Source organism: Leisingera thetidis, from assembly GCF_025857195.1.
Classification (GTDB): Bacteria; Pseudomonadota; Alphaproteobacteria; order Rhodobacterales; family Rhodobacteraceae; genus Leisingera; species Leisingera thetidis.
Window position 1 is genome coordinate 3,622,576 of sequence record NZ_CP109787.1, and the last position, 23,763, is coordinate 3,646,338.

Genomic DNA, 23,763 nt, shown 5'->3' on the forward strand with positions numbered 1-23,763 from the left:
GAGGCCGAACGCGAAGCCGCCCGCCTGCGGTATGAGACGCAGCAAGCGTCCCGTCCCGTCCGGCCCGGGCTGCTGCAGCGCCTGTTCAGCCGGCGGCGCACACTTCATGCACCGCGGTGTCCTCGTCCCGTGCCGCCTCATAAGCAAGCATCGCGCGTTTGACCGGCAGCCCCCAGTGGTAGCCGCCCAAGGCACCGGACTTGCGCAAGGCACGGTGGCAGGGGATCAGCCAGCTGACCGGGTTGCGCCCCACCGCCGTGCCGACGGCGCGCACCGCCTTGGGGGAGCCGATTGCCTGTGCCAGCTCGGAATAGGTGGTGACATGGCCCGAAGGGATGCGCAGCAGCGCCTCCCAGACCTTGATCTGCAGCGGCGCGCCGATCATGTGCAGCGCGGTCTCGCCCTTTTGGGCAAAGGCCGCTTCCGCCAGCGGCCGCAGGGCGGCCGGATCCTCCACGAACTCTGCCTGCGGCCAGCGGGCGCGCATGTCGGCCATGGCAGGCTCTGCCCCGGTTTCGGCGGCAAAACCCAGCCCGCAGATGCCCTTCTCGGTCCCCATGGCCAGGGCCAGCCCAAAGGGGCTGTCGAACCAGCCCCAATAAATCCGCAGGCCATCGCCTTTGCGGGCATATTCACCGGGGCTCATCGCCTCCCAGCGCAGGAACAGATCGTGCAGCCGTCCGGACCCGGACAGCCCCACGGCATGCGAAGCCTCCAGCGTGGTGAAGCGGTCGCGCAGCAGCGCCTTGGCATGGCCCAGCCGCAGATACTGCTGATAACGTTTGGGCGAAACGCCGACCCAGGCCGAGAACAGCCGCTGAAAATGGCTTGGGCTCATGTCCATCCGGGCGGCCAGCTGTTCCAGCGTCAGATCCTCGCCGCCATCGTCGATCAGCTCGATCGCCCGCCGCATGACGCCGTAATGATAGCTGTTTTCCCGCGCTTCGATATTCATCGACCCAACCTGTCTTGTGCTGCGGTCCAAGCTACTGCGCAAACCCCCGGCAATCGACCCGGAAGTTGCGGATTTGCACGGAACTCCGCGCAGTGGTCTGCCGCACCCGGCCAGACGCAATTTCAATTGCGCTTTAAGGTTTGACCTGTACATATGGCGCCCGATGGCCAAGCAACTCGATTATCATACGCTGCGCGAAATCTTCACGCGCTTCCAGGCAGCCGAGCCCGAGCCAAAGGGCGAGCTGGAGCATGTCAATGCCTACACGCTGGTGGTGGCGGTGGCGCTGTCGGCACAGGCGACCGATGCCGGCGTGAACAAGGCAACCCGCGAGCTGTTCAAGATCGCCGACACTCCGCAAAAGATGCTGGATCTGGGCGAGGAACGCCTGATCGAGCACATCAAGACCATTGGCCTTTTCCGCAACAAGGCCAAGAACGTCATCAAGCTGTCCAAGATCCTGGTCGAGGAGTACGGCGGCGAAGTGCCCTGTTCGCGCGCCGCGCTGCAGTCGCTGCCGGGGGTCGGACGCAAGACCGCAAACGTGGTGCTGAACATGTGGTGGAAACAGCCCGCACAGGCGGTGGACACCCATATTTTCCGGGTCGGCAACCGCTCCGGCATCGCCCCGGGCAAGGATGTCGACGCAGTGGAACGCGCCATAGAAGACAACATCCCCGCCGATTTCCAGCAGCACGCCCACCACTGGCTGATCCTGCACGGCCGCTACCACTGCAAGGCCCGCAAGCCGATGTGCGGCAGTTGCCTGATCCGCGATCTCTGCATGTATGAGGACAAGAACCTTTGAGCCGCAGAGAGTTCTCTGGCGGCTGTCTTTTGAGGCCGCAGGGCGGCTTCTCCCGCACGGCCCGCACGCTTGTTGCCGCTGGCCGCTTAACTGATCAATACAGGCGCGCCGGACCCGGATCCGGCGCAGCAATCCCCGAGGAGGGCAGCACATGACCAAGACCTATCAGCTGGTCGGCATCGGCAATGCCGTGGTCGACGTGATTTCACAATGCGAGGACGGCTTCCTGTCTGAACAGGGCATCGAAAAAGGCATCATGCAGCTCATTGAACGCGAGCGCTGCGAGGATCTTTATGCTGCGATGGGCAACCGGATGCTGACCCCGGGCGGCTCGGTTGCCAATACCATTGCAGGCGCGGGCGCGCTGGGGCTGGAGGCCGCCTTCATCGGCCGGGTGCGCGAGGACGCGCTGGGGAAATTCTATGCCGACGCGATGAACAACGAGGGCGTCGGTTTTGTGAACCCGCCGGTAGCTGACGGCGAGCTGCCGACTTCGCGTTCGATGATCTTTGTGTCGCCCGACGGTGAACGGTCGATGAACACCTATCTGGGGATTTCCTCCGAGCTGAGCTCGGCCGACGTGCCGGAAGAAGTGGCAGGCAAGGCCCAGATCATGTTCCTGGAGGGCTATCTGTTCGACAAGGACAAGGGCAAGACCGCCTTCATGGAAGCCGCGCGCGACTGCCGCAAGGGCGGCGGCAAGGTTGGCATCTCGATCTCCGACCCGTTCTGCGTCGAGCGGCACCGGGCTGATTTCCTGAACCTGATCGGCAATGAGCTGGATTTTGTGATCGGCAACCAGGATGAAATCTGCGCCCTGTTCGAATGTGAAGACCTGGAGGAGGCGATGGCCAGGACAGCGGCGATTTGCCCGCTGGTGGTCTGCACCCGCTCAGGCGACGGGGTGACGGTGCTGAACGACGGTGTGCGCATCGACGTGCCGGTCGAAACGATTGTGCCGGTGGATGCGACCGGTGCGGGCGATCAGTTTGCCGCCGGATTCCTGTTTGGCATGGCCACCGGCCGCAGCATGGAAATCTGCGCCCGGATGGGTTGCATCTGCGCCGGCGAAGTGATCCGTCATATCGGCCCGCGCCCGGAAACGAACGTGCTGCACATGCTGGAAGAGGCCGGTCTGGTCTGACCGCAAACCGGGTTCTCCCGCCCGTCGAAACCGCACCTGAGGGTGCAGTGTCTCCCGTTGGGGGTGGCGCGCAGCGCAAGCCGCTGCGCCCCGCCCGCCGTCCGCAGGACGCAAGGGCGCCAGCCCGCGCAGCTTCACCGCTTCAGCCCGGTTGATCCGTCTCAGGCTGATCGGCGGCCGCCTGGGCTTTGCTCAGAAGGCCGGTCAGTGCCGCGGCCTCGGCAGCGCTCAGCCCTGCCAGCAGCCGCGTCTGGGTCTGCACATGCGCAGTCACCGCCCGGTCGATCAGCGCGAACCCCTGTTCCGTCAGCCCAACCAGGAAGCTGCGGCTGTCCTCTGGGTTCACCTCGCGTTTGACCAGCCCGTCCGCCTCCAGCCGGTCGATCCGGTTGGTCATCGTGCCGGAGGCCACCATTGTCGCCTTCAGCAGCGCGCCCGGTGACAGCGTGTAGGGCGGGCCAGAGCGGCGCAATGTGGCCAGCACGTCGAATTTGGCGGCATTCAGCCCGAAGTCCGCAAAGGTCTTCTGCATCTCGCGCTGATAGGCCAGGTACAGCCGCGCCACCCGGCCGATCACCCCCATGGCCGTGACATCCAGGTCCGGCCGCTCCCGTTCCCATTGCTGGGTGATAAAATCCACATGATCCATGGCAACCGGTTTAGGGATTTACATCTTGACGTCAAGACAAAACTCCTTATCTCGATATCAAGATAAGGAGAGACACATGCCCATCCGGACCCTTCTGCTGACAGCTCTGGCCCCTGCGATCTGGGGCAGCAGCTATATCGTGACGACAACCCTCTTGCCCGGCCATTCGCCGCTGGTTGTGGCCCTGCTGCGGGCGCTGCCCGCGGGACTGCTGCTCCTGCTGCTGGTGCGGCAGCTGCCGCCGCTCAATTGGCTTCCGCGGCTCATGGTGCTGGGGGCGCTGAATTTCTCGCTGTTCTGGGTGCTGCTGTATGTATCCGCCTACCGCCTGCCGGGCGGGGTTGCCGCAACGCTCGGCGCGGTTCAGCCGCTGATCGTGGTGTTCCTGTCGGCGCTGCTGCTGAAATCACAGATCCGCGCCGCCGCCGTTGCCGCCGCCGTGCTGAGCATTGCAGGCGTTGCCCTGCTGGTGCTGACCCCTGCGGCCAAGCCCGACGCATTGGGCGTGCTGGCGGGTCTTGGCGGCGCCCTGTCGATGGCAGGCGGCGTGGTGCTGACCCGCAAGTGGCAGCCGCCGGTGCCGCCGCTGGTGTTCACCGCCTGGCAGCTGACCGCAGGCGGCCTGCTGCTGCTGCCATTTGCGCTGTGGGCCCTGCCTGAAATGCCCGTCTTCACCGCCGCCAATATCCTGGGGCTTGCCTACATGAGCCTGATCGGCGGTGCGCTGACCTATATCCTGTGGTTCCGCGGCCTGGCCCGGATCGAACCCTCGCAGGTCTCGCTGCTTGGCGTGCTCAGCCCGCTGTCGGCGGTGATTCTGGGCTGGCTGCTGCTGGGGGAAACCCTGACGCCCCAACAGATGCTGGGCGCCCTCCTGGCCCTGTTCAGCCTTTGGCTTGGCCAGTCCCGGCTGCGGCTGCGCAGGAAACGCGGGGCAGCCCCGGCCGCGTAAACCGCATCACCGCGGCATTGCGGGCTCACAGGCCCCGCCGCGGTGGCACTCCAGCACCTGCCGCCGCACCTCTGAAGTGTCGTCAAAGGCAAACCCGCCGCAGGCATTGGCGCGGATCACCAGCTCGCGTCCGCGCTGCTCCGCGAAGAACACGTGACCGGCTCCGGATTCCACTCCTCCGCACCATGGCCCAAGGCATTCCACCTCCAGCACTGCAGGCATGTTGACCCGCCCGGAGAAATACTTGCCCTCCAGCAACTTGCCCGAGAGCTGCGCCGGAATGCGGGTCAGCGGCGGAGTGTCGCCGGGGCTTTCCGAATGGGACTGCGGCAGCAGGGTTTCGTCGAATCTCAGCTCGCCCGCGATGATGTTATAGACGCTGTCCGACGCCGCGGCCTGCAAATAGGTGTCCGCAGGACCCCAGGGCAGGCAGCTGAGGGCGGCGGCCGGGCTGGCAGCGATGGACAGGAGGCACGCGCATAGGCCAGACGCTGCCCGGCTAATCGGCCAGACGGACCAATTGGTTAGAAGCTGCCGCAGAATCCGCATCTCACAAAAACTCCCTGAATTCATCCACCACCCGCGCGTAAACCTCGCGCTTGAACGGCACGATCTTCTCCACCAGGCTCTCCACCGGCTGCCAGCACCAGGCGGAAAACTCCGGATGATCGGTTTCGATATTTACCTGTTCATCAGTTCCCAGAAACCGCATCAGATACCATTTCTGCTGCTGCCCCCGGTACTTGCCGCCCCAGAAGCTGGGCACCACCTCATGCGGCAGGTCATAGGGCAGCCAGCCGTCGGATTCCGCGATGATCTCCACCAGCTCCGCCGCCACGCCGGTTTCTTCCTCCAGCTCGCGCAGGGCCGCTGCACGCGGGTCCTCGCCCGCATCGATGCCGCCCTGCGGCATCTGCCAGGCGTCCTTGTAGCGGTCCTTGCGCTGGCCGACAAAAACGGCGCCCTCGGCATTGATCAGCATCACCCCCACATTGGGACGATAGGGCAGCTTGGCAATCTCTTCCGGCGTCATCCGGCTCTCCTCGGCATGTTTTCACAACCTTAGACCGCTTGCCGCCGGGGCACGCAAGGGGGTGACGCGGCGTTTGCCCGTGACAACGCCGCCCGCGCGCCCGATCCTAGGCGCAACTGCCAGGGAGAGTTCTTGATGACTGCGTACCCCAACCTGCTTGCCCCGCTGGATCTGGGCTTTACCACCCTCCCGAACCGGGTGCTGATGGGCTCGATGCACACCGGGCTTGAGGAAACCGGCGACTGGAACCGGGTTGCCGAATTCTACGCCGCCCGCGCCCGCGGCGGGGTCGCCCTGATGGTGACCGGCGGCATCGGGCCGAACCTTGAAGGCTCAGTGCTGCCCGGTGCCTCGATGATGACCACGGCCAAGGACGTCGAAAACCACCGGGTGATCACAGACCGTGTGCATGAGGTCGGCGGCAGAATTGCCATGCAGATCCTGCACGCGGGCCGCTATGCCTATGGCCCCAAGTGCGTCGGTCCCAGCCCGGTGAAATCCCCCATCTCCCCCTTCCCGCCGATCGAACTGGACGAGGACGGCATCGAAAAGCAGATCGCGGACATCGTCAACGCCGCGCGCCTCGCACAGGAGGCAGGCTATGACGGAGTCGAGATCATGGGCTCTGAGGGCTATTTCCTCAATCAGTTCCTGGTCACCCGCACCAACAAGCGCACCGACCGCTGGGGCGGCTCCTACGAGAACAGGATGCGGCTGCCCATCGAAGTCGTGCGCCGCACCCGCGAGACCGTGGGCCGCGATTTCATCATCATCTACCGCCTGTCGATGATCGACCTGGTGCCCGAGGGCTCCACCCACGAGGAGGTTGTGCAGCTGGCGCAGGAGATCGAGAAGGCCGGCGCCACCATTCTCAACACCGGCATCGGCTGGCACGAGGCCCGCATCCCGACCATCGCCACCAGCGTTCCGCGGGCGGCCTTTGCCTGGGTCACCAAGAAGCTGATGGGCAAGGTCTCCATCCCCATCATCACATCCAACCGCATCAACACGCCGGAGGTGGCCGAACAGGTTCTGGCGGAGGGCTGCGCCGACATGGTGTCGATGGCGCGGCCGATGCTGGCGGACGCGGATTTCGTCGCCAAGGCCGAAGCCGGACAGGCAGAGCGCATCGCCCCCTGCATTGCCTGCAACCAGGCGTGCCTCGACCATACCTTCAGCGGCAAGCTGACGTCCTGCCTGGTCAACCCGCGCGCCTGCCACGAGACCGAACTGGTGATCGAACCGGCGGCAGCGGCCAAGGCGGTGGCGATTGTTGGCGCCGGGCCTGCAGGGCTCGCCACCGCCGTCACAGCCGCTCAGCGCGGGCACAAGGTCACCCTGTTCGACAAGTCCGATGAGATCGGCGGCCAGCTCAACATGGCCAAGCAGGTGCCGGGCAAGGAGGAATTCTGGGGCCTGGTCGACTGGTACCGGGTGATGGCGGCAGAGGCCGGCGTCACGCTGGAACTCGGCCGCGAGGCCGCGGCGGACGATCTGACCGGTTTCGATGAGGTGGTGATCGCCACCGGCGTCATCCCGCGCGATCCGGCGATTCCCGGCCAGGACCGGGACAACGTGCTGAGCTACATCGACGTGCTGCGCCACAAGAAGCCGGTGGGCGAACGTGTGGCGGTGATCGGCGCTGGCGGCATCGGCTTTGACGTGTCCGAGTATCTGCTGGAGGAAGGCCACAGCCCCGCCGTCGACCTGCCCGCCTGGATGAAGGAATGGGGGGTAACCGACCCCGCCGAACACCGCGCGGGCCTCGCCCCCGAAGGCCCGCAGCCCGAGCCGCCCGCCCGCCGCGTGACGCTGCTGCAGCGCAAGGCGGAACGGCACGGCAAGCGGCTCGGCAAGACCACCGGCTGGATCCACCGCGCCACGCTCAAGATGAAGAACGTGGAATTTCTGGGCGGTGTGAACTACGAGCAAATCGACGAACAGGGCCTGCATGTGAGCTTCGGCGAAGCCCGCGAAAACCCGACGCTGGTGCCTGCCGACACCATCGTTCTCTGCGCGGGCCAGCTGTCCGAACGCTCGCTGGCGGACCAGCTGGCCGAACGCGGCATCACCGCCCATGTCATTGGCGGCGCCGATGTGGCGGCGGAACTGGATGCCAAGCGCGCCATCAACCAGGGCACCCGGCTGGCTGCAACGCTGTAACCGCACCGCCCCGGTCCGGGCCGCCTGCCGCGGGTTTCTTCAATGAAACTGGCAGCATGACCGCATCCGCGCTAACCATGGGAAAACGGATGCAAACGAGGCCGCCCCATGCCGATTTCCGCCTACGACCTCTGGGCCGATGGCACCGCCCGCCCCGCCGCGGACCTGGCCGCGACCGGGCCCGGCCGCTTCCGCTGGCTGCACTTCGACCTGGCGGACCCGGAGCTGGCCGAGTGGTGCAAGGCACAGCTCCCCGGCATCCCGGGCCAGGCGCTGCTGCAAAGCGAAACCCGGCCCCGCTGCGACGTGTTCGAGGACGGTCTGATCCTGAACCTGCGCACGGTGAACCGCAATCCCGGCGCCGAGGCCGCCGAGATGCTGTCGCTCAGGATCTGGGCGACCAGCCGCACCATTGTCACCGTGCGCCTGCGCAAGACCTTCGCGCTGGATGAAATCCGCGCCGAATGCGGCACCGGCCGCGGCCCCGACTCGCCGGGCCAGTTCCTTTACCGCCTGATCAACGGGCTGGCACTGCACACCCGTGACGAGGTGCTGGAGCTGAGCGCCGCAACCGAGGCGCTGGAGGAGCTGACCGAAGACGGCACCCTGCCTGCTGCCGAGGCGCTCAAGGCACCGCGCCGCAACGTGCTGAAACTGCACCGCTATCTGGAACCGCAGCGCGAAGCGCTGCTGAACCTGCAGGATACCGGGGTTCCGCTGTTCTCGGAGGAGGAGCAGCTGCACCTGCGCGAAGCGGTGAACCTGTTCACCCTGTCGGCGGAAACGCTGGAGTCGCTGACCGGGCGGCTGGCAGTCCTGCGCGACCACACCGACGCCGAACTGGCCCGGCAGATGGGCCGCAACAGCTATGCGCTGTCGGTGGTGGCGGCGCTGTTTCTGCCGCTCGGTTTCCTGACCGGCCTGTTCGGCGTGAACCTCGCCGGCATCCCCGGAGCGGACTCGCCGCTGGCCTTTCCCATTCTCTGCCTCAGCCTGCTGGGGCTGGGCGCGGGCATGCTGCTGGTGATGCGCTGGCTCAGGCTGCTCTGACCGCCGGCGGCCCCCGGAAGCTGCCTATCCGTGAACCGCGCGGCTGCCGGCCGGTGCCTGCCCGCGGTCGTCCATGCCGTAGTCCCGGATCACCCCGGCCACCCGCAGCCGGTATCCGGCAAAGACTCCGGCCCGGCCCTGCGCCTGGGCGCTGCGGTGCTCTGCCAGCTGGCGCCAGCGCTGCACCGCGGCCTCGTCCCGCCAGAAGGACAGCGACAGCAGCTTGTCCGGCGCATTCAGGCTCTGGAACCGCTCGACCGAGAGGAACCCGTCCACCTGTTCCAGCAAGGGCTTCAGCTCCGCCGCAATTTCCAGATAGGCCTCCTTCTGCCCGGCAGCGATTTCCACTTCGAATATCACGGCAATCATGCCGAACGACCTCCCGTGTCCGCGTGCGGCGCCGAGGCCAGTTTGAGCCAGACCCGGTCCTCGCGCAGCAGGAACCGCTCGCGCTGCGCAAACTCATAATTCTCCCGTCCCAGCGGGTCCGCCGCCAGCCGTGCGCGGTAGGCTTCATAGGCGGCCAGGCTGTCCACGTTGTAAATGCCATAGGCCAGCGTCGAGGACCCCTCATGCGGCGCGTAATACCCGACCAGACCGGCGCCGCAGCGCGGGATCGCCTGGCCCCAGTTGCGGGCGTATTGTTCGAACTGCGCCGTTTTGGCCGGGTCGATGCGGTAGCGGATGATGCAGGTGAGCATGTTCAGATCCTTTTGGTGTTCAGAACCCCCTGCCTAGCCCGCAGCCTGCCCCGGAAGCTTCGCCCCGGACCGCAGCTTTACTCCACGTGGATGGTGATCACTTCGGAAACCACCGGCGATTCGTGCGGCACGTGGCTGGCATCGCCCAGCACCAGCTGCAGCGAATGGCGGCCCGGCGGCAGCTCGATAGTGGTCTCGGTCTGGCCGCCGCCGAAATGCACGTGATGCGCGTCCGCTGGCAGCCCGTTCAGCAGCTCATCCGCGCCGTCCTCGCCCTCGCCGATCGCCGGGCGGTCGATCAGCAGATGATGATGGCCGCTGTTCTCCTGGCCGGATCCGGCCGGCGCCACATCCATGCCGGACAGGCCGAACACCACGGTAACCGGAGAGGTGACGGTATCGCCATCCTTCAGGTTGACGAAGAACACCTTGGCGTCCGGGTGCGAAGGTGTCCGCTCCTGCGCCCACAAGGGCACCGCCAGGCACACCGCCACAGATGCCGCCAATATCCGTTTCATGACCTTATCTCCTTCGGCCGGAACAACGAATCACAGTGTAGCGCATCTGCCAGGCGGCGCATTGCCGCCGCCGTCCGCAGCAGGCGGAGTTCTGCCGCCCGCCTGTCCCGCGGCAGACCACGGCCGCCGCCGCCGCCGTTTCCGCAGCGCAAACGATCCCCGCGAAACCTCGCAATTATCCCAAGCCTGCCGCGATCTCGCCCGATTTCACCGGCAACACTGGGGCAACACAGACATACGAGGACGGGTGGATATGGACCGACTGACCGAAATGGAGGCCTTTGCCAATGTGGTGGACCAGGGCGGCTTCACCGATGCCGCACGCAAGATGGGGATCTCGAAATCCGCTGTCTCCAAACATGTCTCCAGCCTGGAGGCCCGTCTCGGCGCCCGGCTTTTGAACCGCACCACCCGCCGGGTGTCCCCGACGGAGATCGGGCTTGCCTATTACGACCGCGCCCGCCGGGTGCTGAATGACGCAGGCGAAGCGGATGCGCTGGTCACCTCGATGCAGTCTGCCCCCTCCGGCCTTTTGCGCATTTCGGTAGCCACCGATTTTGGCGTCAATCACCTGTCGCCGGTGCTGTCGGACTTCCTGCGCGATTTCCCGGACATCACTGTCAACATGGTGCTGAACAACCGCTATGTTGAACTGATCTCCGAGGGCTTCGACATGGCTGTGCGGATCGGCGAGCTGGAGGACAGCTCCCTGCGCGCCCGCAAACTGACCGAGACCACCAAACGGATGATCGCCTCACCGGCCTACCTGGAGAAATACGGGCGGCCCCAGAAGATCGACGAACTGAACAGCCACAAACTCCTGCATTATTCCAGCCAGTCCAGCGGCAATGTCTGGAAGATCACCGCACCCTCGGGGGAACGGCGCCAGGTGCGCACCTCTGGCTGGCTGTCGGTGAATGACGGTCAGTCGCTGCTGAACGCGGCCATCTCCGGCCTCGGCATCGCCTATCTGCCCAGCTACCTCTACTCCGAGGCGCTGGAAGAAGGGCTGGTTGAGGACGTGATGCCCAGCCTGCCGGTCGAAACCCAGGGCATTTACGCGGTGTACCCGCCCGGCAAGTTCACCCAGCCCAAGGTGCGGGCGTTCATCGACTTTCTGGTGGCGGCCTTTGCCGACCGCGACCCGTCTGAGTGGAAAACCTGAACCGGTTTTTCGGAAAACCGGGCCAAGACATCCCTCGAAGACCTGCCGCCGTGCGGTTTTCCTCTCAGGTGATGGCAACAAGCTGCCGCCCGCCCAGTCGCAGAACGGACGCTTCCGGGGCGCTGCCGCGGCACGGTGTGCCGGAGGGCGCCAGCGGTTCGCGCCGCCTGCGCCGACAACGGTCACTCGGCGAGCAGCACCGCCTCCACCCGCCGGTTGGCCTCGCGGCCTTCCGGCGACAGGTTGCTGGCAATCGGGGCCAGAAACCCTGCTCCGGCAACCTCAATCCGCGTCTCATCGGCGCCCAGCGCTGAAACCAGACGGTCCTTCACCGACTGTGCGCGGCGTTCGGAAATGCCGATATTCTGGTCCTGCGAGCCTACCGTATCTGTATGGCCCACCAGCAGCAGCCGGTACTGCGGATGGGCGGCCAGATACTCAGCGAGCTCCTGCAAGCTGGCATAGCTGCCGTCCTGCAGCCGGACGGAACCGCTTTGAAATACCAGATCCGTCAGCACGGCATGGCCGCGCACTTCCAGCACCTTGGCCAGTTCCACCGGCCGCACCGGGCCGGGCGCCTCTGCGGCAGGCTTCACGACCGGCGGCGCCGCGGCGGGCGGCTGCACGGTGATCATCTGCACATAGGCCGTCCCGCCGCCCCGCGACACCAGGATCGAAACCGCCTGCAGGCCTCTGGCCGCCGACAGGAAATGATAGCGGGAAATATCCACCATCATGTCCGGCGCAGGCACCACCTCGATCCCGAAGCGGAAGCCGAAGCCGCCGCAGTCCCGCGCCGCGCAGTCCAGCAGCACCTCATAGCCTTGCGCCAGCAGCTGCTCCCGCATCGGTGCAAGGATCTCCAGCACCGTGCTGTCTCCCTCCAGCCGCCAGGTCCGGCGCAAGATCCGGCCCTCAAAGCGCTGCGACGGCACCTCGTCCGACGCCTCCGGCCCCACCGGCAGCTGGTAGACGCCCAGCGCCGTGGCCCGTTCGGACACCGCTGCCGCGCCGGGCGGCAGCGTCATCTCCGCCGCCCCGGCGCTTCCGGGCAGCAGTACCGCCGCGGCCAGGCCAGCCAAGGCCGTCAAACGTGTTAGCGGCACTGGCTGTGATATTCCGGATTGGGCACCATGGCGGTTGCGCTGGCCACCCGGTTGGACATGTTGAAGAAGCCGGCGACATTGGCGATGTCCCAGATGTCGCGGTCGCTGAACCCCGCACTGCGCAGGCCCTGGCGGTCCGCCTCTTCGATCTCGGCGCTGGCCGTGGTCATCCTGGCGGCAAAATCCAGCATCGCCCGGTGCCGCGCCTCCAGCGGCGCCACCCGGTAGTTCATCACCAGCATCTCGCCCAGCTGCGGATCGCCCGACAGCTGCCGCACCGCGGCGCCATGCGCCACCAGACAGTAGAAACAGCGGTTGATCGACGAGACCACCACCGCGATCATTTCCCGCTCCAGCTTGCTGAGGCCGCTGTCTGCCAGCATCAGGTCGTTGTACATGCCGGTGAAGGCGTTCAGCTTGTCTATGTCAAAGGCATTGGCCTTCAGCACATTGGGCACAAACCCCAGCTTTTCGACGCAGATGTCGAAATATTTCTGCGTTTCCGGCGGCAGCGGATCCACCATCGGCAGGTCAAGGGCTGTGGGCTGGGTCTGGTCACTCATCGCGGTCAATCGCCTTCCTGAAATATCCGGTAGTGGTACTGTCCAACACAGTCCATGCCAAGGGAAGCGTAAAGCCCGTTGGCGCCTTCATTGCGTTTCGTGCAAAGAACCGCCAGTTCGCTGGCGCCATTCTCCAACGCCCAGAAGGCCGCCTGGCGCATCATCCAGCCGCCCATGCCGCAACGCTGCTGATGCGGCAGGATCTCCAGCGCATGCACCATCGCGACGCCCGCATGATTGGCCACGAACCCCGCGCCGGCAGGTTTGTCCTTGTGGCGTCCCAGCAGGCCCGTCTTTGCCCCCTGCACCCGCTGCATCACCGCCAGGCGTTCCGGTCCGATGCCGCCCTGCTCCCAGATCTCGCGCTGGATCGCCAGCGGCTCCCAGACGCAGAAGGCAGTCACGCGCGGCACCGGGATATCCGTCAGCCGCTCCGCCGGGCAGGTCCAAAGGTTCACCGGATCCTTCACCGCGTAACCGCGCGCCTCCAGCTGCGCGTCCAGCTCCGCCTCGCCGTCCCGGATCATGAACAGGCAGTCCTGCCCCATGGCGCGCATCGCCTCCTCCGCCGCAGCAATTTCAGCCTCCGACACCTGGCCGGAAACCGTCGCCGCCGACACCCGGCTGCCGCCGCCCTGCCCTTCGCGCAAGGTGACGGGGCCCAGCTGGCGCACGGATGCAGGCGGCCATGTCGCCTCGGTCACGGCATAATAACGGGGGTCGGTTGTCACTGCTCCAGCTCCTTTGCCAGCTCGGTCATCGCCGCATCGATCCGCACGCCATCGGTGCCGCGGATCACCACATTGGCGCCGAACACGCCATCCTTCTGAAACGGGTAGCAGCCGACCGACAGATCCGCATAGGCCTCGGCCAGCACCCGCAGCGGCCCGGCAATCTCGCCCTCGCCGCGCAGCACCCGCAGGGTTTGCGACAGCATTGGCCGGCCGCCGGTCAGCGTCGGCATCACGCTGGCCACCATCGCCTGGAAGATCAGCGGCACCCCGGCCATCACATGCACGTTGCCAAGCGTGAAGCCCGGCGCCGCGGAAACCGGATTGTCGATCAGCGCCGCGCCGTCCGGGATCCGCGCCATGCGCAGGCGGGCCGCGTTCAGCTCGATGCCTTGGGTGTCGTAATGCGCCTGCAGGATCGCGCGGGCGTCCTCGCGCACGTCCAGATGCGCGTCAAAGGCCTTGGCGATGCAATCGGCGGTGATGTCATCATGGGTCGGGCCGATGCCGCCGCTGGTGAAGACATGGTCATGTGCCCCGGCCAGCGCCTTGACCGCGGAAATGACCGCGGCCTCGTCGTCGCTGACGATGCGCACTTCCTTCAGGTCGATGCCATGCTTGGCCAACTCGCCGGCCAGGTAATGCATGTTGGCATCGCGGGTCCGGCCCGACAGGATCTCATCCCCGATGACCAGCATGGCAGCGGTTGGATTGGCCATGGTTGTCCTCCCTTGATACCTCGTCTTCGCAGGTATAGGCCCAGTGGCATGCGCTTTGAAACCCCTCTGATCCCCGCCGTGCTGATCCGCCGCTACAAACGCTTCCTCGCCGATTGCCGGCTGGAAGACGGGCAAGAGGTCACCGCCCATTGCGCCAATCCCGGGTCGATGATGGGGCTTGCGGAGCCGGGCATGAAAATCTGGCTGGAGCCCAACGACGACCCCAGGAAGAAGCTGAAATACGGCTGGCGGCTGGTCGAGCATGCGGGCGGCCATTTCACCGGCGTCGACACCTCGGTGCCGAACCGCGCCCTGCGCGCCGCGCTTGAAGCCGGGGAGATCGCGGAACTTGCCGCCTACAAGACCGTGCGGCCCGAAGTGAAATACGGCGGCAACAGCCGCATCGACTTCCTGCTGAGCCAGGACGGCCTGCCCGATTGCTATGTCGAGGTGAAAAGCGTGACCCTGTCGCGCCGGCCGGGCCTGGCGGAATTCCCCGACAGCGTCACCGCGCGGGGCACAAAACACCTTGGCGAGCTTGCCGCAATGGCAGCGCAAGGACACCGGGCAATGATGCTCTATCTGGTGCAGCGCACCGATTGCGACCGATTCCAGCTGGCGGCGGATATCGACCCGGCCTATTCGCAAGCCTTTGCCAGCGCCCGGGCTGCAGGGGTGGAGCGTCTGGTGCTGGGGACAAGGATTTCCCCGCAGGGCGTCGAGGCCGGCGCCCCTCTCGCCGCCGCCCAGTAGCGGCGAGGGGCGCGCCTGATCAGGCCGCCTTGCTTGCCGCATCCTCCTGCGCATCCGGTTCGGCCTGTACAATGGTGCGGGTCGGGAAGGGAATATCGACCCCGGCCGCGTCCAGCGCCTCCTTCACCTTGCGCTTCATGTCGGCCTGATACTGGAAATAGTCAGACGCATCGACCCAGACCCGGACCAGAAAATCCACCGAACTGCTGTTCAGCGCATTGACCTGGATGAACGGCTCCGGCGCGTTGTGCGAGCGGCTGTCGCCCATGACCGTCTCGCGGATCACCCGCTCCGCCACTGCCAGGTCGGCGCCGTAACCGACGCCAAAGGTCCACTCGGCGCGGCGGGTGTCAAAGGAGGAGTAGTTGGTGATGGTGTTGCCCCAGACCTCGGAGTTGGGGATGATCACCTTGAGGTTGCTGAGGCTGGCAATCACCGTGTTGTTCAGGTTGATGTCCTTCACCGTGCCCATCTCGCCGTCCACCTCGATGAAATCTCCCAGCTTGAACGGGCGGAACAGGATCAGCATCACCCCGGCTGCGACATTCGACAGCGCCCCCTGCATCGCCAGGCCGACCGCCAGGCCGGCAGCCCCGATGGCCGCAACGATCGAGGTTGTCTGGACGCCAAAGGTGTTCAATACGAACAGCAATGCGAAGGCCAGGATGGTATAGCGTGCCAGATTGCCCAGGAAATGAAACAGCGTCACGTCAAGCTTGGCATGGGTATCGCCCAAAGCCGCGATCCGGCGCTTCACCCAGCTTGCTGCAATGAAGCCCGCCAACAGGATGACCACTGCGGCGGCGACGCTGCCCAGCACCTGGGCAAGAAACTCCAGCGTCACCAGATCGGACAGTGATCTTCCCTCGTAAATTTCAGTCTGCATCAGACCGTTGATACTTTCCATGCCGCTGTGTCCCTCTCTGCTGCCGCTGTTTTTTGTTACCCGTGACAACGCAGAGCGGCGGAAAAAGTTCCCGCAAGCCCCCCCTGCCCCCTCTGGCCCTTTTGCCGTGAACCCCTTACATAGCTACGCAACGACATCCGATGGAGCTCCGCCTGATGAGATCGAAAGACGGCCGCACAACCAAGGACGGCATCCGCATTCATGAACCCGGCGATTTTGCCGGCATGCACAAGGCGGGGGCGCTTGCCGCGCGCATTCTGGATGACATCGCGGCCCATGTGGTGCCAGGCCAGACCACCGGTGAGATCGACCGCCTGATCACCCGGATGGTCGAGGATGCCGGTGCCACCTCGGCGACCATCGGCTACAAGGGCTATCAGCACGCCAGCTGCATCTCGGTGAACCACGTGGTCTGCCACGGCATCCCCGGTGACAAGAAGCTGAAGGACGGCGATATCCTCAACATCGACGTGACCGTCATTGTCGATGGCTGGTTCGGCGACACCTCGCGGATGTTTGTGGCGGGCAAGATCAACCGCAAGGCGGAGCGGCTGATCCAGGTCACCCATGATTCGCTGATGAAGGGGATCGAGGCGGTCAAGCCCGGCAATACCTTTGGCGACATCGGCCACGCGATCCAGACCTATGCCGAAAGCCTGCGGATGAGCGTGGTGCGCGATTTCTGCGGCCACGGTCTGGGCCAGGTCTTCCACGCGCCGCCCAACGTGCTGCACTATGGCCGCCCGGGCACCGGCCCGGTTCTGGAGGAAGGCATGTTCTTCACCATCGAGCCGATGATCAACCTCGGCCGCCCGGAGACCAAGATCCTGGCGGATGAGTGGACCGCCGTCACCCGCGACAAGTCGCTGTCGGCGCAATTCGAGCATTCAATCGGTGTAACTGCTGCCGGGGCCGAGATTTTCACCCTGTCGCCGGCCGGGAAATTCCATCCGACCTACGGCTGATTTGACAGGGCAGCGCCGGGGGCCGGCCCCCGGACCCCCGGGATATTTTCAGCCAGATGAAGGACGGATCCTGTCAAGTGCCTGAGCCGTTCTGATCCTCCGCCTCCTGCATCCGCCACAAAGCCAGCAGCATAGTACCGTCGTCCCAGGGGGTCACAGCATCCTGAATAAACAACGGTGCCCTTGCCGGTTTCGGCTTAGGCCGGGTCCGGGTTTCAGCATCCTTTGAGACCTGCAGGAACGGGGTGCGCAATGTCTGTTCCATGCCCGGAACAGTAGCACAGCCGCCTCAGATCGACAAAAGCGCGGGCACCGCTGCCATATCGCGGAACACCTCCGCCCCAAGCGCCGCAAGTTTCTGGCCGCCGCCGTGCGGCGCATAGCCAAGGCAGCGCATGCCGGCGCGCACCGCGGCGGTGACGCCGCTGCCGCTGTCCTCGATCACCAGGCAGTCGCGCGCCTGCACACCGAAATGGCTGGCCGCTGCCAGGAACAATCCCGGTTCCGGCTTGGCCACGCCCAGGGACTGGGCCGAGAACATAGCCTGCGGGTGGAACCGCTCCCACAGCCCGTTCTGGCCCAAGGTGATGCGCATCTTCTCCTCGCTGCCGTTGGAGGCGGTACAGACCCGGATGCCATGCGCGTCAAGCCGCGCCAGCAAATCCGGTATTCCCGGCATCAGCGGCACCCCCAGCCGCAGCTGTGCAAAGGTTTCAGCGCAGATTTCATCGGTCCAGTTGTCCGGCAGCTCCGCGCCCAGGCTGCGGGCCTTCTCCATCACGCCCGCCATGGTGCTGCCAACGAAATGCGCCATCGACTGGTCCACAGTCATCTGCAGCCCATGGCGCGCGAGATTGTCCGCCAGCGCCCGGTTCGACGCAGGCTCGCTGTCCACCAGCACGCCGTCGCAGTCGAAGATCACCAGCTCCGGGGTTGGAAATGTCTTGGGCATGGAAGTCTGCCTTTTGCGGAAAACTGCTGCTTCAGGCTTAATCGGCTTTCACTGCTGCCGCAAATCCGCGGCTGCGGGAGCCGGAAACAAAAATGCAGGGGAGGCCCCTGCATTTCCGCATCATCGCAGGCCTCGCCTGGTTCAGAACTTGCAGCGCTTTTTCTGCGCCAGGCCGACCAGAACTTCGTGGCGCTTGTTTGCCGCGTCCAGCGCCTCATTGGCATTGGCATAGTTGCCGATCACCGCCGGCCAGAACAGGATTGCCGCCGCCACATTGGCGCCCGACGCGGTCTTGCCCTTCTTCGCTTCGGCGCGGATCTCGTCCAGCTGGCCCATCTGGGTCTGGATTTGTTCGCAGGTCAGCGAGGCGTCGTCCACATTGTTGGTGGTGACGACGTCGGGGGACACGCAGCCGGACAGCAACAGTGAACCAGCGGCCAGCAGGCCTAGGAATTTTGCGGTTTTCATATTGAACCCTTTGAAACCGTCTGAATTGACGGAAATTTGGTTGAAATCACCGGCTCGCTACAACCGGCTAGTTGTTTTTGCAAATAGAAAATCAAGTAATTGGCGATTGAGCCGGCTCAGCTTACGAACTGTTTCGCTGACGCCACATCAGCGAGATATGAGTATCGCCGTATTTGCGGCTGTCTTGCAGCTCAAAACCTTCGGGCGCGGCCATCGGCGCGCATTCTTCCCAGACCACCAAAGCGTCATCCGCCACCCAGCCGCCCGCCACGGCGGCGGCGAGTGCCTTCTCCCCCAGCCCCTTGCCATAGGGCGGATCGAGGAAGATCAAGCCAAAGGGCGCTCCCGGGTTCTGCCCCAGCTTCAGCGCATCGCGGCGCATCAGGGTGCAGCGCTCTTCGGCCCGGCAGAGGTCGATGTTCTTGCGGATCAGACCGGTGGAGACGCGGCCGTCATCGACAAACAGCACCTCCGCGGCGCCGCGCGACAGCGCCTCCAGCCCCAGCGCGCCGGTGCCCGCAAACAGGTCCAGCACCCGGGCGCCCGGAATGGCGCCGGTATGCATCAGCACGTTGAACAGGCTTTCGCGCACCCGGTCGGTGGTGGGGCGCAGATGGGCGCCCGCATCCCCCTTGCCCACCGCGGCCAGAGCCCGGCCGCGGAAGTCCCCTGCGATGACCCTCACGCCTTCAGCAGCGGCTTCAGATCCGCGGCGGGATCGGCCACCACGGCCTTGTCCGCTGTTTTTCCGGTATCGATCAGACGCTTGCCGACCATATAGGCCCGCGGGTCGTTCATCGCATCCACCGCAACCAGCTGACCGCCCTTATAGTACCAGAAGGACATCTGCCGGCCTTCCCCCGGGCGGGTGACAACATTGTCATAGCCGGTGTTCAGGCCCGCGATCTGCAGTTTGACGTCATACTGATCCGACCAGAACCAAGGGGTGGCAATGTAATCCTTGTCCGCGCCCAGCATGTTCTGCGCCGCCACCTCGGCCTGGTCGATGGCGTTCGGCACGCTTTCTAGCCGGATGCGGTTGCCCTGGAACGGGAAGGAGGCGCAATCGCCCGCGGCCCAGATCGCGGCATCCGAGGTGCGGCCCCGGGCATCGACCTTGATGCCGTTGTCCAGCTCCAGCCCGGCCATCCCGGCCAGCTGCGACGTGGGGGTGATGCCGACGCCGACCACGACGAAATCCACGTCCAGCGTTTCACCGCCGCTCAGCAGCGCCCGGGCCACCTTGCCGTCTTCGCCTTCCAGACGCTCCAGACCGACGCCTTCACGGATGTCCACGCCATGCGACGCATGCAGGCTGCGGAAATAATCCGAGGTCTCGGGCGCTGCGACACGCTGCAGGATGCGGTCCGCCATCTCGACCAATGTCACCTGCACTCCGCGCTTGGCGCAGACCGCGGCCGCCTCCAGCCCGATATAACCGCCGCCGACGATCAGCGCGCGCTTGCCCTCTGTCACATGCGGCGCCATCGCGTCCACGTCGGTCAGTCCGCGCACCACATAGACGCCGTCCAGATCGCCACCGATCGCGGCTGGCAGGCGGCGCGGGTCGGAGCCGGTGGTCAGCGCCAGCTGGTCGTAGGAGATCACCTCATCGCCCAGGCTCACCGTCTTGGCCGCAGGATCGATTGCCGTCACCCGCCGGCCCAGCTTCAGAGTGATGTTGTTTTCCGCGTAAAAGCTTTCCGGGCGCAGGAACAGCCGCTCCAGCTCCATCTCGCCCAGCAGATATGCCTTGGACAGCGGCGGACGCTGATACGGCAGTGCATCTTCGGCGCCAATCAGGGTAATCTCCCCGTCAAATCCATCCTTGCGCAGCTTTGCCACCAGCGACGAACCCGCCTGCCCTGCTCCAATCACGACGATGTGGGACATCTTCGCTTGCCTCCCGCAATAGTTCCCGTCACGCTTTCAACGGACCCTATATACCCGGGACCCCAAAACGCAATCATGAGAAAGAGGAACGTGCGATGATTTCTGTTGGAGACCAACTGCCGGACGCGACGCTGACGCGCATAGGAAACGACGGGCCGGAGCCAGTTCAGCTGTCAGATAAGCTGAAGGGGCGGAAAGTGGTGATCTTTGCAGTTCCGGGCGCCTTTACCAGCACCTGCCATTCGGCCCATGTGCCCAGCTTCATCCGCACCAAGGACCAGTTTGCCGCCAAGGGCGTCGATGAAATCATCTGCCTGGCCGGCAATGACCCGTTTGTCATGTCGATCTGGGGCGACAACACCGGTGCAACGGACGCCGGGATCACCATGCTGTCGGACGCTGAGTGCACCTTCACCGAGGCAATCGGCATGCGCCTGGATGCCCCTGCCGCAGGCCTGATCGGCCGCTCGCTGCGATATGCGATGCTGGTCGAGAACGGCGAGGTGAAGATCCTCAACAAGGAAGAAAACCCGGGCCAGTGCGAACTCTCCGCTGGCGAAGGCCTGCTGGACTCGATGGGGTGATCCCGGCCCCCGCCTGCGGCTGCCTGACCCGGCGGACGCAGGCACAACCCCTTAATAAACAGTAAAAATTCAGGTCAGCCCTGTTGTCCAAATGTTTCGCGCGCGAAACATTGCGGCAGAAGGGCTGACCTTTCTGCCGGGCCGTGCGGGTCAGTCCTGGGCAGCGCCGAACAGCCCGTCCATCTTGCGCGCCAGCTTGGCGTCCTGGGCACTGATGCCGTCCACGTCATGGGTGGTCAGCACAACAGTCACCTTGTTGTAGACGTTGCTCCATTCGGGGTGGTGGTTCCATTTCTCGGCCCAGATCGCGGCGCGGGTCATCCAGCCGAAGGCATCGGCGAAATTGCCGAACTTGAAGGTCTTGGTGATGGCATCGCGGCCCTCCACCAACTCCCAGCCGGTGGCGAACAGTGGCTCCAGCAGCGGGCCGCGGGTGGCGTCGGACAGTTTCTCCGTCATTCTTGCTCCTCCACATGTGCTTTGCGGAACGGGCCGTAATCGGTCAGGACTTCAATCTCTTCCTCGGTGGCGGCCCGCTCAGCCTCGAGGTAGCGTCCGACGGCCCCGGCAAAGCCGGGATCGCCGATCCAGTGCAAGCTGTGGGTCTGGCACGGCAGATAGCCGCGCGCCAGCTTGTGCTCACCCTGCGCGCCGGCCTCGGCCCGGTCAAGCCCCAGGGCAATGGCCAGTTCTATGGCCTGATAGTAGCACAGCTCGAAATGCAGGCAGGGGTGGTTTTCGACACAGCCCCAGTAGCGGCCGTAAAGCGTTTTACGGCCGATGAAATTCAGCGCCCCGGCCACATAGCGCCCGTTGCGTTCCGCGAGAATCAGCGCAATGTCCTGCGCCATCGTCCGGTGCACGATGTCAAAGAACTGCCGGGTCAGATACGGCGCCCCCCATTTGCGCGCGCCCGTGTCCTGGTAAAACTCCCAGAATGCCTCCCAGTGCTCGGGCCGCAGACTGTCCCCTGCACAGACCCGGATATCGCCGCCAAAGCACTGCGCCTGCATGCGTTCCTTGCGGATGTTCTTGCGTTTGCGCGAAGACAGCGCCCGCATGAAACCCTCGAAATCAGCATAGCCATCATTGTGCCAGTGAAACTGCTGGGTGGTGCGGCGCATCAGCCCCATTTCCGCTCCCATCCGCGCCTCGTCTTCGGTGCAGAAGGTCACATGCAGCGAAGACAGGTTGTTGTCCGCCGCCAGCTGCACCGCGCCCTGCAGCAGCGCCGAATGGCCGAGGCCATCGAAACCGGGGCGGACCAGGAACCGCCGCCCGGTGGCCGGGGTAAAGGGAACGGCCATCTGCAGCTTGGGATAGTAATGCCCGCCCGCCTGCTCATAGGCATGGGCCCAGTTGTGATCAAAGATGTATTCGCCCTGGCTGTGGCCCTTGGCGTACAGCGGCGCGCAGGCGATCAGGCGGCCGGACTGATAGGCGGTCAGATACTGCGGCTGCCAGCCCGTGCCCGGCCCGACCGAGCCGCTTTCCTCCAGTGCGTTCAGAAACTTGTGGGTGGTAAACGGATCCAGCGGCCGGCTGCCGTCCGCCGCTTCGGGACAGGCGCAGGCATCCCAGTCCTCCGCCGCGATCTGCGACAGCGAGCCCAGCACCCGGATTTCGATTTGCGCCTGGTTCATGCCTTTTCTCCGCACCGCTTCAAAGATGTGGGGTGTGAGCCAGCCTGATCAAGGTGTTAGCGGCGGCAGGTACTGTTCAAATGTCACATTGTCGGCAAGCACCCGGGCCGCGGCCTCCTCTTCGGGAGATGTCACGGTCCAGCACAGAACCGGCACTCCTTCGTTGCGCAATGCCTGCACGCGCGGACGCGTCAGGTCAGAGGCCTCGTGGCTGATGAAGGCCGCGCCTGTCCGCTCAAAGTCCGGGATGCCGCGCAGGTCATCGCAGACAGCTCTCGGCAGCTCCGTCCACTCTGCCGGGTCATAGGCGCTGGTGACGATTCCGCGCGGGATGCCCGGTGCCAGGCGGGCGAGCTCTGCAACAGAATGCGGGTTGAAGGACATCAAGGCCACCGGCCCGTGGTAGCCCTGCAGCGCCTTTGCCGCAGCCTGCTCCAGCGCGCCATCGGTGATGCCCATCTGCCCGTGCTGGTCCTTCAGCTCGATCAGCAGCGGCACCTGGCCGGCCACGATCTGCAGCACTTCGGCCAGGTCCGGGATGCCCTCGCCCGCGCCGCCTTTCAGCGCGGTTGCCGCCAGCTCATCCCGGCTTCGCGCCTTGACCGGACCGGAGGCCTCGGCCAGCCGGTCCAGATCGTCATCATGAAAGACCATGGCGCAGCCGTCGCCGGACAGCTGCAGGTCGATCTCGATGCCGTAGCCGGCCGCAATTGCCGCGCGGATGGCCGCGCGGCTGTTTTCCGGACGCCCGTCCGCCGCATCATGCAATGCACGGTGGGCCAGCGGGCCGCTCAGAAAGGCGGCAGGCAGAGCAGGTTTCATTTGATCTGGAAGACCCCGTCGATCTCCACCGCGACGCCCAGCGGCAGCGATACCGAGCCGACGGCGGAACGGGCATGGCGGCCGATATCGCCCAGCGCTTCGACCAGGAAATCGGAAGCACCGTTGACCACCATCGGCTGGCCGGTGAAATCGGGAGCCGAGTTCACGAAAGCGCCCAGCTTGACCACCCGGACCAGCCGGTCCAGATCGCCGCCGCAGGCCGCCTTGAGCTGGGCCAGCAGCGCGATGGCGCAGCGTTTGGCCGCGGCCTGGCCCGCCTCGACATCCAGATCGGCGCCCAGTTTGCCGGTGATCAGCCCGTTTTCATCTGCCGAGATCTGGCCCGAGATGTAAACCATGTCGCCTGCCACCACATAGGGCACATAGTTGGCCGCCGGGGCCGGCGCGTCGGGCAGGGTCACACCCAGCTCTTTCAGTTTTGCTTCGATGCTCATGGCCGAATTCCTTCCGTGTATCTGCTGGCCGGGACGCTACCCGCACGGGCGGATTTCGAAAAGA

General features: G+C 65.1%; 29 protein-coding genes. 9 read left to right on the forward strand and 20 right to left on the reverse strand.

The annotated features are described in order from the left end of the window. Positions 1-85: 85 nt before the first annotated feature. Entirely contained in the window at positions 86-955 is an 870-nt protein-coding gene (locus OKQ63_RS17465; protein WP_264211308.1) for a methylated-DNA--[protein]-cysteine S-methyltransferase, read from the reverse strand. A gap of 163 nt (positions 956-1,118) precedes the next feature. On the opposite strand from OKQ63_RS17465, the gene nth reads away from it, so the two are divergent. Both nth and OKQ63_RS17475 read left to right on the forward strand, forming a co-directional pair. Next, positions 1,119-1,763: an endonuclease III gene (nth, locus tag OKQ63_RS17470; RefSeq protein WP_264211309.1), complete on the forward strand. Its 645-nt coding sequence runs from the start codon at positions 1,119-1,121 to the stop codon at positions 1,761-1,763. 151 nt (positions 1,764-1,914) lie between these two features. Further along, positions 1,915-2,907, forward strand: a complete 993-nt coding sequence (locus tag OKQ63_RS17475) for an adenosine kinase (RefSeq protein ID WP_264211310.1) — start codon at positions 1,915-1,917, stop codon at positions 2,905-2,907. 142 nt (positions 2,908-3,049) lie between these two features. On the opposite strand, the gene OKQ63_RS17480 is transcribed toward OKQ63_RS17475, so the two are convergent. Then, the gene (locus OKQ63_RS17480; RefSeq protein WP_264211311.1) at positions 3,050-3,556 is read right to left on the reverse strand and encodes a MarR family winged helix-turn-helix transcriptional regulator; all 507 of its coding nucleotides are present in this window, start codon (positions 3,554-3,556) and stop codon (positions 3,050-3,052) included. A 76-nt stretch (positions 3,557-3,632) separates the two neighbouring features. On the opposite strand from OKQ63_RS17480, the gene OKQ63_RS17485 reads away from it, so the two are divergent. Further along, on the forward strand, positions 3,633-4,508 hold the full coding sequence (locus OKQ63_RS17485; protein ID WP_264211312.1) for a DMT family transporter: 876 nt from the start codon (positions 3,633-3,635) through the stop codon (positions 4,506-4,508). A gap of 6 nt (positions 4,509-4,514) precedes the next feature. On the opposite strand, the gene OKQ63_RS17490 is transcribed toward OKQ63_RS17485, so the two are convergent. Further along, the gene (locus OKQ63_RS17490; protein ID WP_264211313.1) at positions 4,515-4,910 is read right to left on the reverse strand and encodes a hypothetical protein; all 396 of its coding nucleotides are present in this window, start codon (positions 4,908-4,910) and stop codon (positions 4,515-4,517) included. Positions 4,911-5,058: 148 nt separating this feature from the next. Beyond that, positions 5,059-5,541, reverse strand: coding sequence for an RNA pyrophosphohydrolase (locus tag OKQ63_RS17495; protein WP_264211314.1), 483 nt, complete (start codon positions 5,539-5,541; stop codon positions 5,059-5,061). 135 nt (positions 5,542-5,676) lie between these two features. Between OKQ63_RS17495 and OKQ63_RS17500 the strand changes: the two genes are divergently transcribed. After that, positions 5,677-7,704, forward strand: a complete 2,028-nt coding sequence (locus OKQ63_RS17500; RefSeq protein ID WP_264211316.1) for an NADPH-dependent 2,4-dienoyl-CoA reductase — start codon at positions 5,677-5,679, stop codon at positions 7,702-7,704. Positions 7,705-7,812: 108 nt separating this feature from the next. Beyond that, positions 7,813-8,754: a CorA family divalent cation transporter gene (locus OKQ63_RS17505; protein ID WP_264211317.1), complete on the forward strand. Its 942-nt coding sequence runs from the start codon at positions 7,813-7,815 to the stop codon at positions 8,752-8,754. Between the two features lie 24 nt (positions 8,755-8,778). Here the strand turns inward: OKQ63_RS17505 and OKQ63_RS17510 are convergent, their stop codons facing one another. The 3 genes from OKQ63_RS17510 to OKQ63_RS17520 form a co-directional block, all read right to left on the reverse strand. Beyond that, positions 8,779-9,123, reverse strand: a complete 345-nt coding sequence (locus OKQ63_RS17510; protein ID WP_264211318.1) for an antibiotic biosynthesis monooxygenase family protein — start codon at positions 9,121-9,123, stop codon at positions 8,779-8,781. Beyond that, on the reverse strand, positions 9,120-9,455 hold the full coding sequence (locus OKQ63_RS17515) for an NIPSNAP family protein (RefSeq protein WP_264211319.1): 336 nt from the start codon (positions 9,453-9,455) through the stop codon (positions 9,120-9,122). Before OKQ63_RS17515 ends, OKQ63_RS17510 begins: the two co-directional genes overlap by 4 nt. Positions 9,456-9,532: 77 nt before the next feature. After that, complete coding sequence (locus OKQ63_RS17520) at positions 9,533-9,973, reverse strand: DUF4399 domain-containing protein (protein WP_264211320.1); 441 nt, start codon at positions 9,971-9,973, stop codon at positions 9,533-9,535. Between the two features lie 253 nt (positions 9,974-10,226). On the opposite strand from OKQ63_RS17520, the gene OKQ63_RS17525 reads away from it, so the two are divergent. After that, positions 10,227-11,138 (forward strand): LysR family transcriptional regulator, encoded by a 912-nt coding sequence (locus tag OKQ63_RS17525; protein ID WP_264211321.1) that lies wholly within the window; start codon positions 10,227-10,229, stop codon positions 11,136-11,138. A gap of 182 nt (positions 11,139-11,320) precedes the next feature. Here OKQ63_RS17525 and OKQ63_RS17530 read toward each other — a convergent pair whose 3' ends face one another. The 4 genes from OKQ63_RS17530 to OKQ63_RS17545 form a co-directional block, all read right to left on the reverse strand. Continuing rightward, positions 11,321-12,166, reverse strand: a complete 846-nt coding sequence (locus tag OKQ63_RS17530; RefSeq protein WP_264211322.1) for an OmpA family protein — start codon at positions 12,164-12,166, stop codon at positions 11,321-11,323. 68 nt (positions 12,167-12,234) lie between these two features. Further along, a complete protein-coding gene (locus OKQ63_RS17535) occupies positions 12,235-12,807 on the reverse strand; it encodes a peroxidase-related enzyme (protein ID WP_264211323.1) in 573 nt (190 codons plus the stop codon). Positions 12,808-12,812: 5 nt separating this feature from the next. After that, positions 12,813-13,538, reverse strand: coding sequence for a GNAT family N-acetyltransferase (locus OKQ63_RS17540; protein ID WP_264211324.1), 726 nt, complete (start codon positions 13,536-13,538; stop codon positions 12,813-12,815). Then, on the reverse strand, positions 13,535-14,257 hold the full coding sequence (locus OKQ63_RS17545; protein ID WP_264211325.1) for a competence/damage-inducible protein A: 723 nt from the start codon (positions 14,255-14,257) through the stop codon (positions 13,535-13,537). Before OKQ63_RS17545 ends, OKQ63_RS17540 begins: the two co-directional genes overlap by 4 nt. A 48-nt stretch (positions 14,258-14,305) precedes the next feature. Between OKQ63_RS17545 and sfsA the strand changes: the two genes are divergently transcribed. Then, a complete protein-coding gene (sfsA, locus tag OKQ63_RS17550) occupies positions 14,306-15,010 on the forward strand; it encodes a DNA/RNA nuclease SfsA (protein ID WP_264211326.1) in 705 nt (234 codons plus the stop codon). Between the two features lie 19 nt (positions 15,011-15,029). Here the strand turns inward: sfsA and OKQ63_RS17555 are convergent, their stop codons facing one another. Beyond that, complete coding sequence (locus OKQ63_RS17555) at positions 15,030-15,917, reverse strand: mechanosensitive ion channel family protein (RefSeq protein WP_264211327.1); 888 nt, start codon at positions 15,915-15,917, stop codon at positions 15,030-15,032. A gap of 155 nt (positions 15,918-16,072) precedes the next feature. Here OKQ63_RS17555 and map point away from each other — a divergent pair, with 155 nt between their 5' ends. Next, positions 16,073-16,882, forward strand: coding sequence for a type I methionyl aminopeptidase (map, locus tag OKQ63_RS17560; RefSeq protein ID WP_264211328.1), 810 nt, complete (start codon positions 16,073-16,075; stop codon positions 16,880-16,882). Positions 16,883-17,171: 289 nt separating this feature from the next. On the opposite strand, the gene OKQ63_RS17565 is transcribed toward map, so the two are convergent. The 4 genes from OKQ63_RS17565 to OKQ63_RS17580 form a co-directional block, all read right to left on the reverse strand. Next, positions 17,172-17,834 carry an HAD family hydrolase gene (locus OKQ63_RS17565; protein ID WP_264211329.1) on the reverse strand — a complete coding sequence of 221 codons (663 nt, stop codon included), beginning with the start codon at positions 17,832-17,834 and terminating at the stop codon, positions 17,172-17,174. A 141-nt stretch (positions 17,835-17,975) separates the two neighbouring features. Beyond that, positions 17,976-18,302 (reverse strand): hypothetical protein, encoded by a 327-nt coding sequence (locus tag OKQ63_RS17570; RefSeq protein ID WP_264211330.1) that lies wholly within the window; start codon positions 18,300-18,302, stop codon positions 17,976-17,978. A 121-nt stretch (positions 18,303-18,423) separates the two neighbouring features. Continuing rightward, on the reverse strand, positions 18,424-18,987 hold the full coding sequence (gene rsmD / locus OKQ63_RS17575) for a 16S rRNA (guanine(966)-N(2))-methyltransferase RsmD (RefSeq protein WP_264211331.1): 564 nt from the start codon (positions 18,985-18,987) through the stop codon (positions 18,424-18,426). Continuing rightward, entirely contained in the window at positions 18,984-20,195 is a 1,212-nt protein-coding gene (locus OKQ63_RS17580) for an NAD(P)/FAD-dependent oxidoreductase (protein ID WP_264211332.1), read from the reverse strand. The genes rsmD and OKQ63_RS17580 overlap by 4 nt, the downstream gene beginning before the upstream one ends. Before the next feature lie 95 nt (positions 20,196-20,290). Between OKQ63_RS17580 and OKQ63_RS17585 the strand changes: the two genes are divergently transcribed. After that, positions 20,291-20,779, forward strand: a complete 489-nt coding sequence (locus tag OKQ63_RS17585) for a peroxiredoxin (protein ID WP_264211333.1) — start codon at positions 20,291-20,293, stop codon at positions 20,777-20,779. Between the two features lie 150 nt (positions 20,780-20,929). Here the strand turns inward: OKQ63_RS17585 and OKQ63_RS17590 are convergent, their stop codons facing one another. Genes OKQ63_RS17590 through OKQ63_RS17605 form a run of 4 tightly spaced genes read right to left on the reverse strand, consistent with a single transcriptional unit; the run spans position 20,930 to position 23,699 of the window. Continuing rightward, complete coding sequence (locus OKQ63_RS17590) at positions 20,930-21,238, reverse strand: 4a-hydroxytetrahydrobiopterin dehydratase (RefSeq protein WP_264211334.1); 309 nt, start codon at positions 21,236-21,238, stop codon at positions 20,930-20,932. Further along, positions 21,235-22,422 carry a GNAT family N-acetyltransferase gene (locus OKQ63_RS17595; protein ID WP_264211335.1) on the reverse strand — a complete coding sequence of 396 codons (1,188 nt, stop codon included), beginning with the start codon at positions 22,420-22,422 and terminating at the stop codon, positions 21,235-21,237. Before OKQ63_RS17595 ends, OKQ63_RS17590 begins: the two co-directional genes overlap by 4 nt. A 48-nt stretch (positions 22,423-22,470) precedes the next feature. Then, positions 22,471-23,244: a glycerophosphodiester phosphodiesterase family protein gene (locus tag OKQ63_RS17600; RefSeq protein ID WP_264211336.1), complete on the reverse strand. Its 774-nt coding sequence runs from the start codon at positions 23,242-23,244 to the stop codon at positions 22,471-22,473. Then, positions 23,241-23,699: a RidA family protein gene (locus OKQ63_RS17605; RefSeq protein WP_264211337.1), complete on the reverse strand. Its 459-nt coding sequence runs from the start codon at positions 23,697-23,699 to the stop codon at positions 23,241-23,243. The genes OKQ63_RS17600 and OKQ63_RS17605 overlap by 4 nt, the downstream gene beginning before the upstream one ends. Positions 23,700-23,763: the final 64 nt, after the last annotated feature.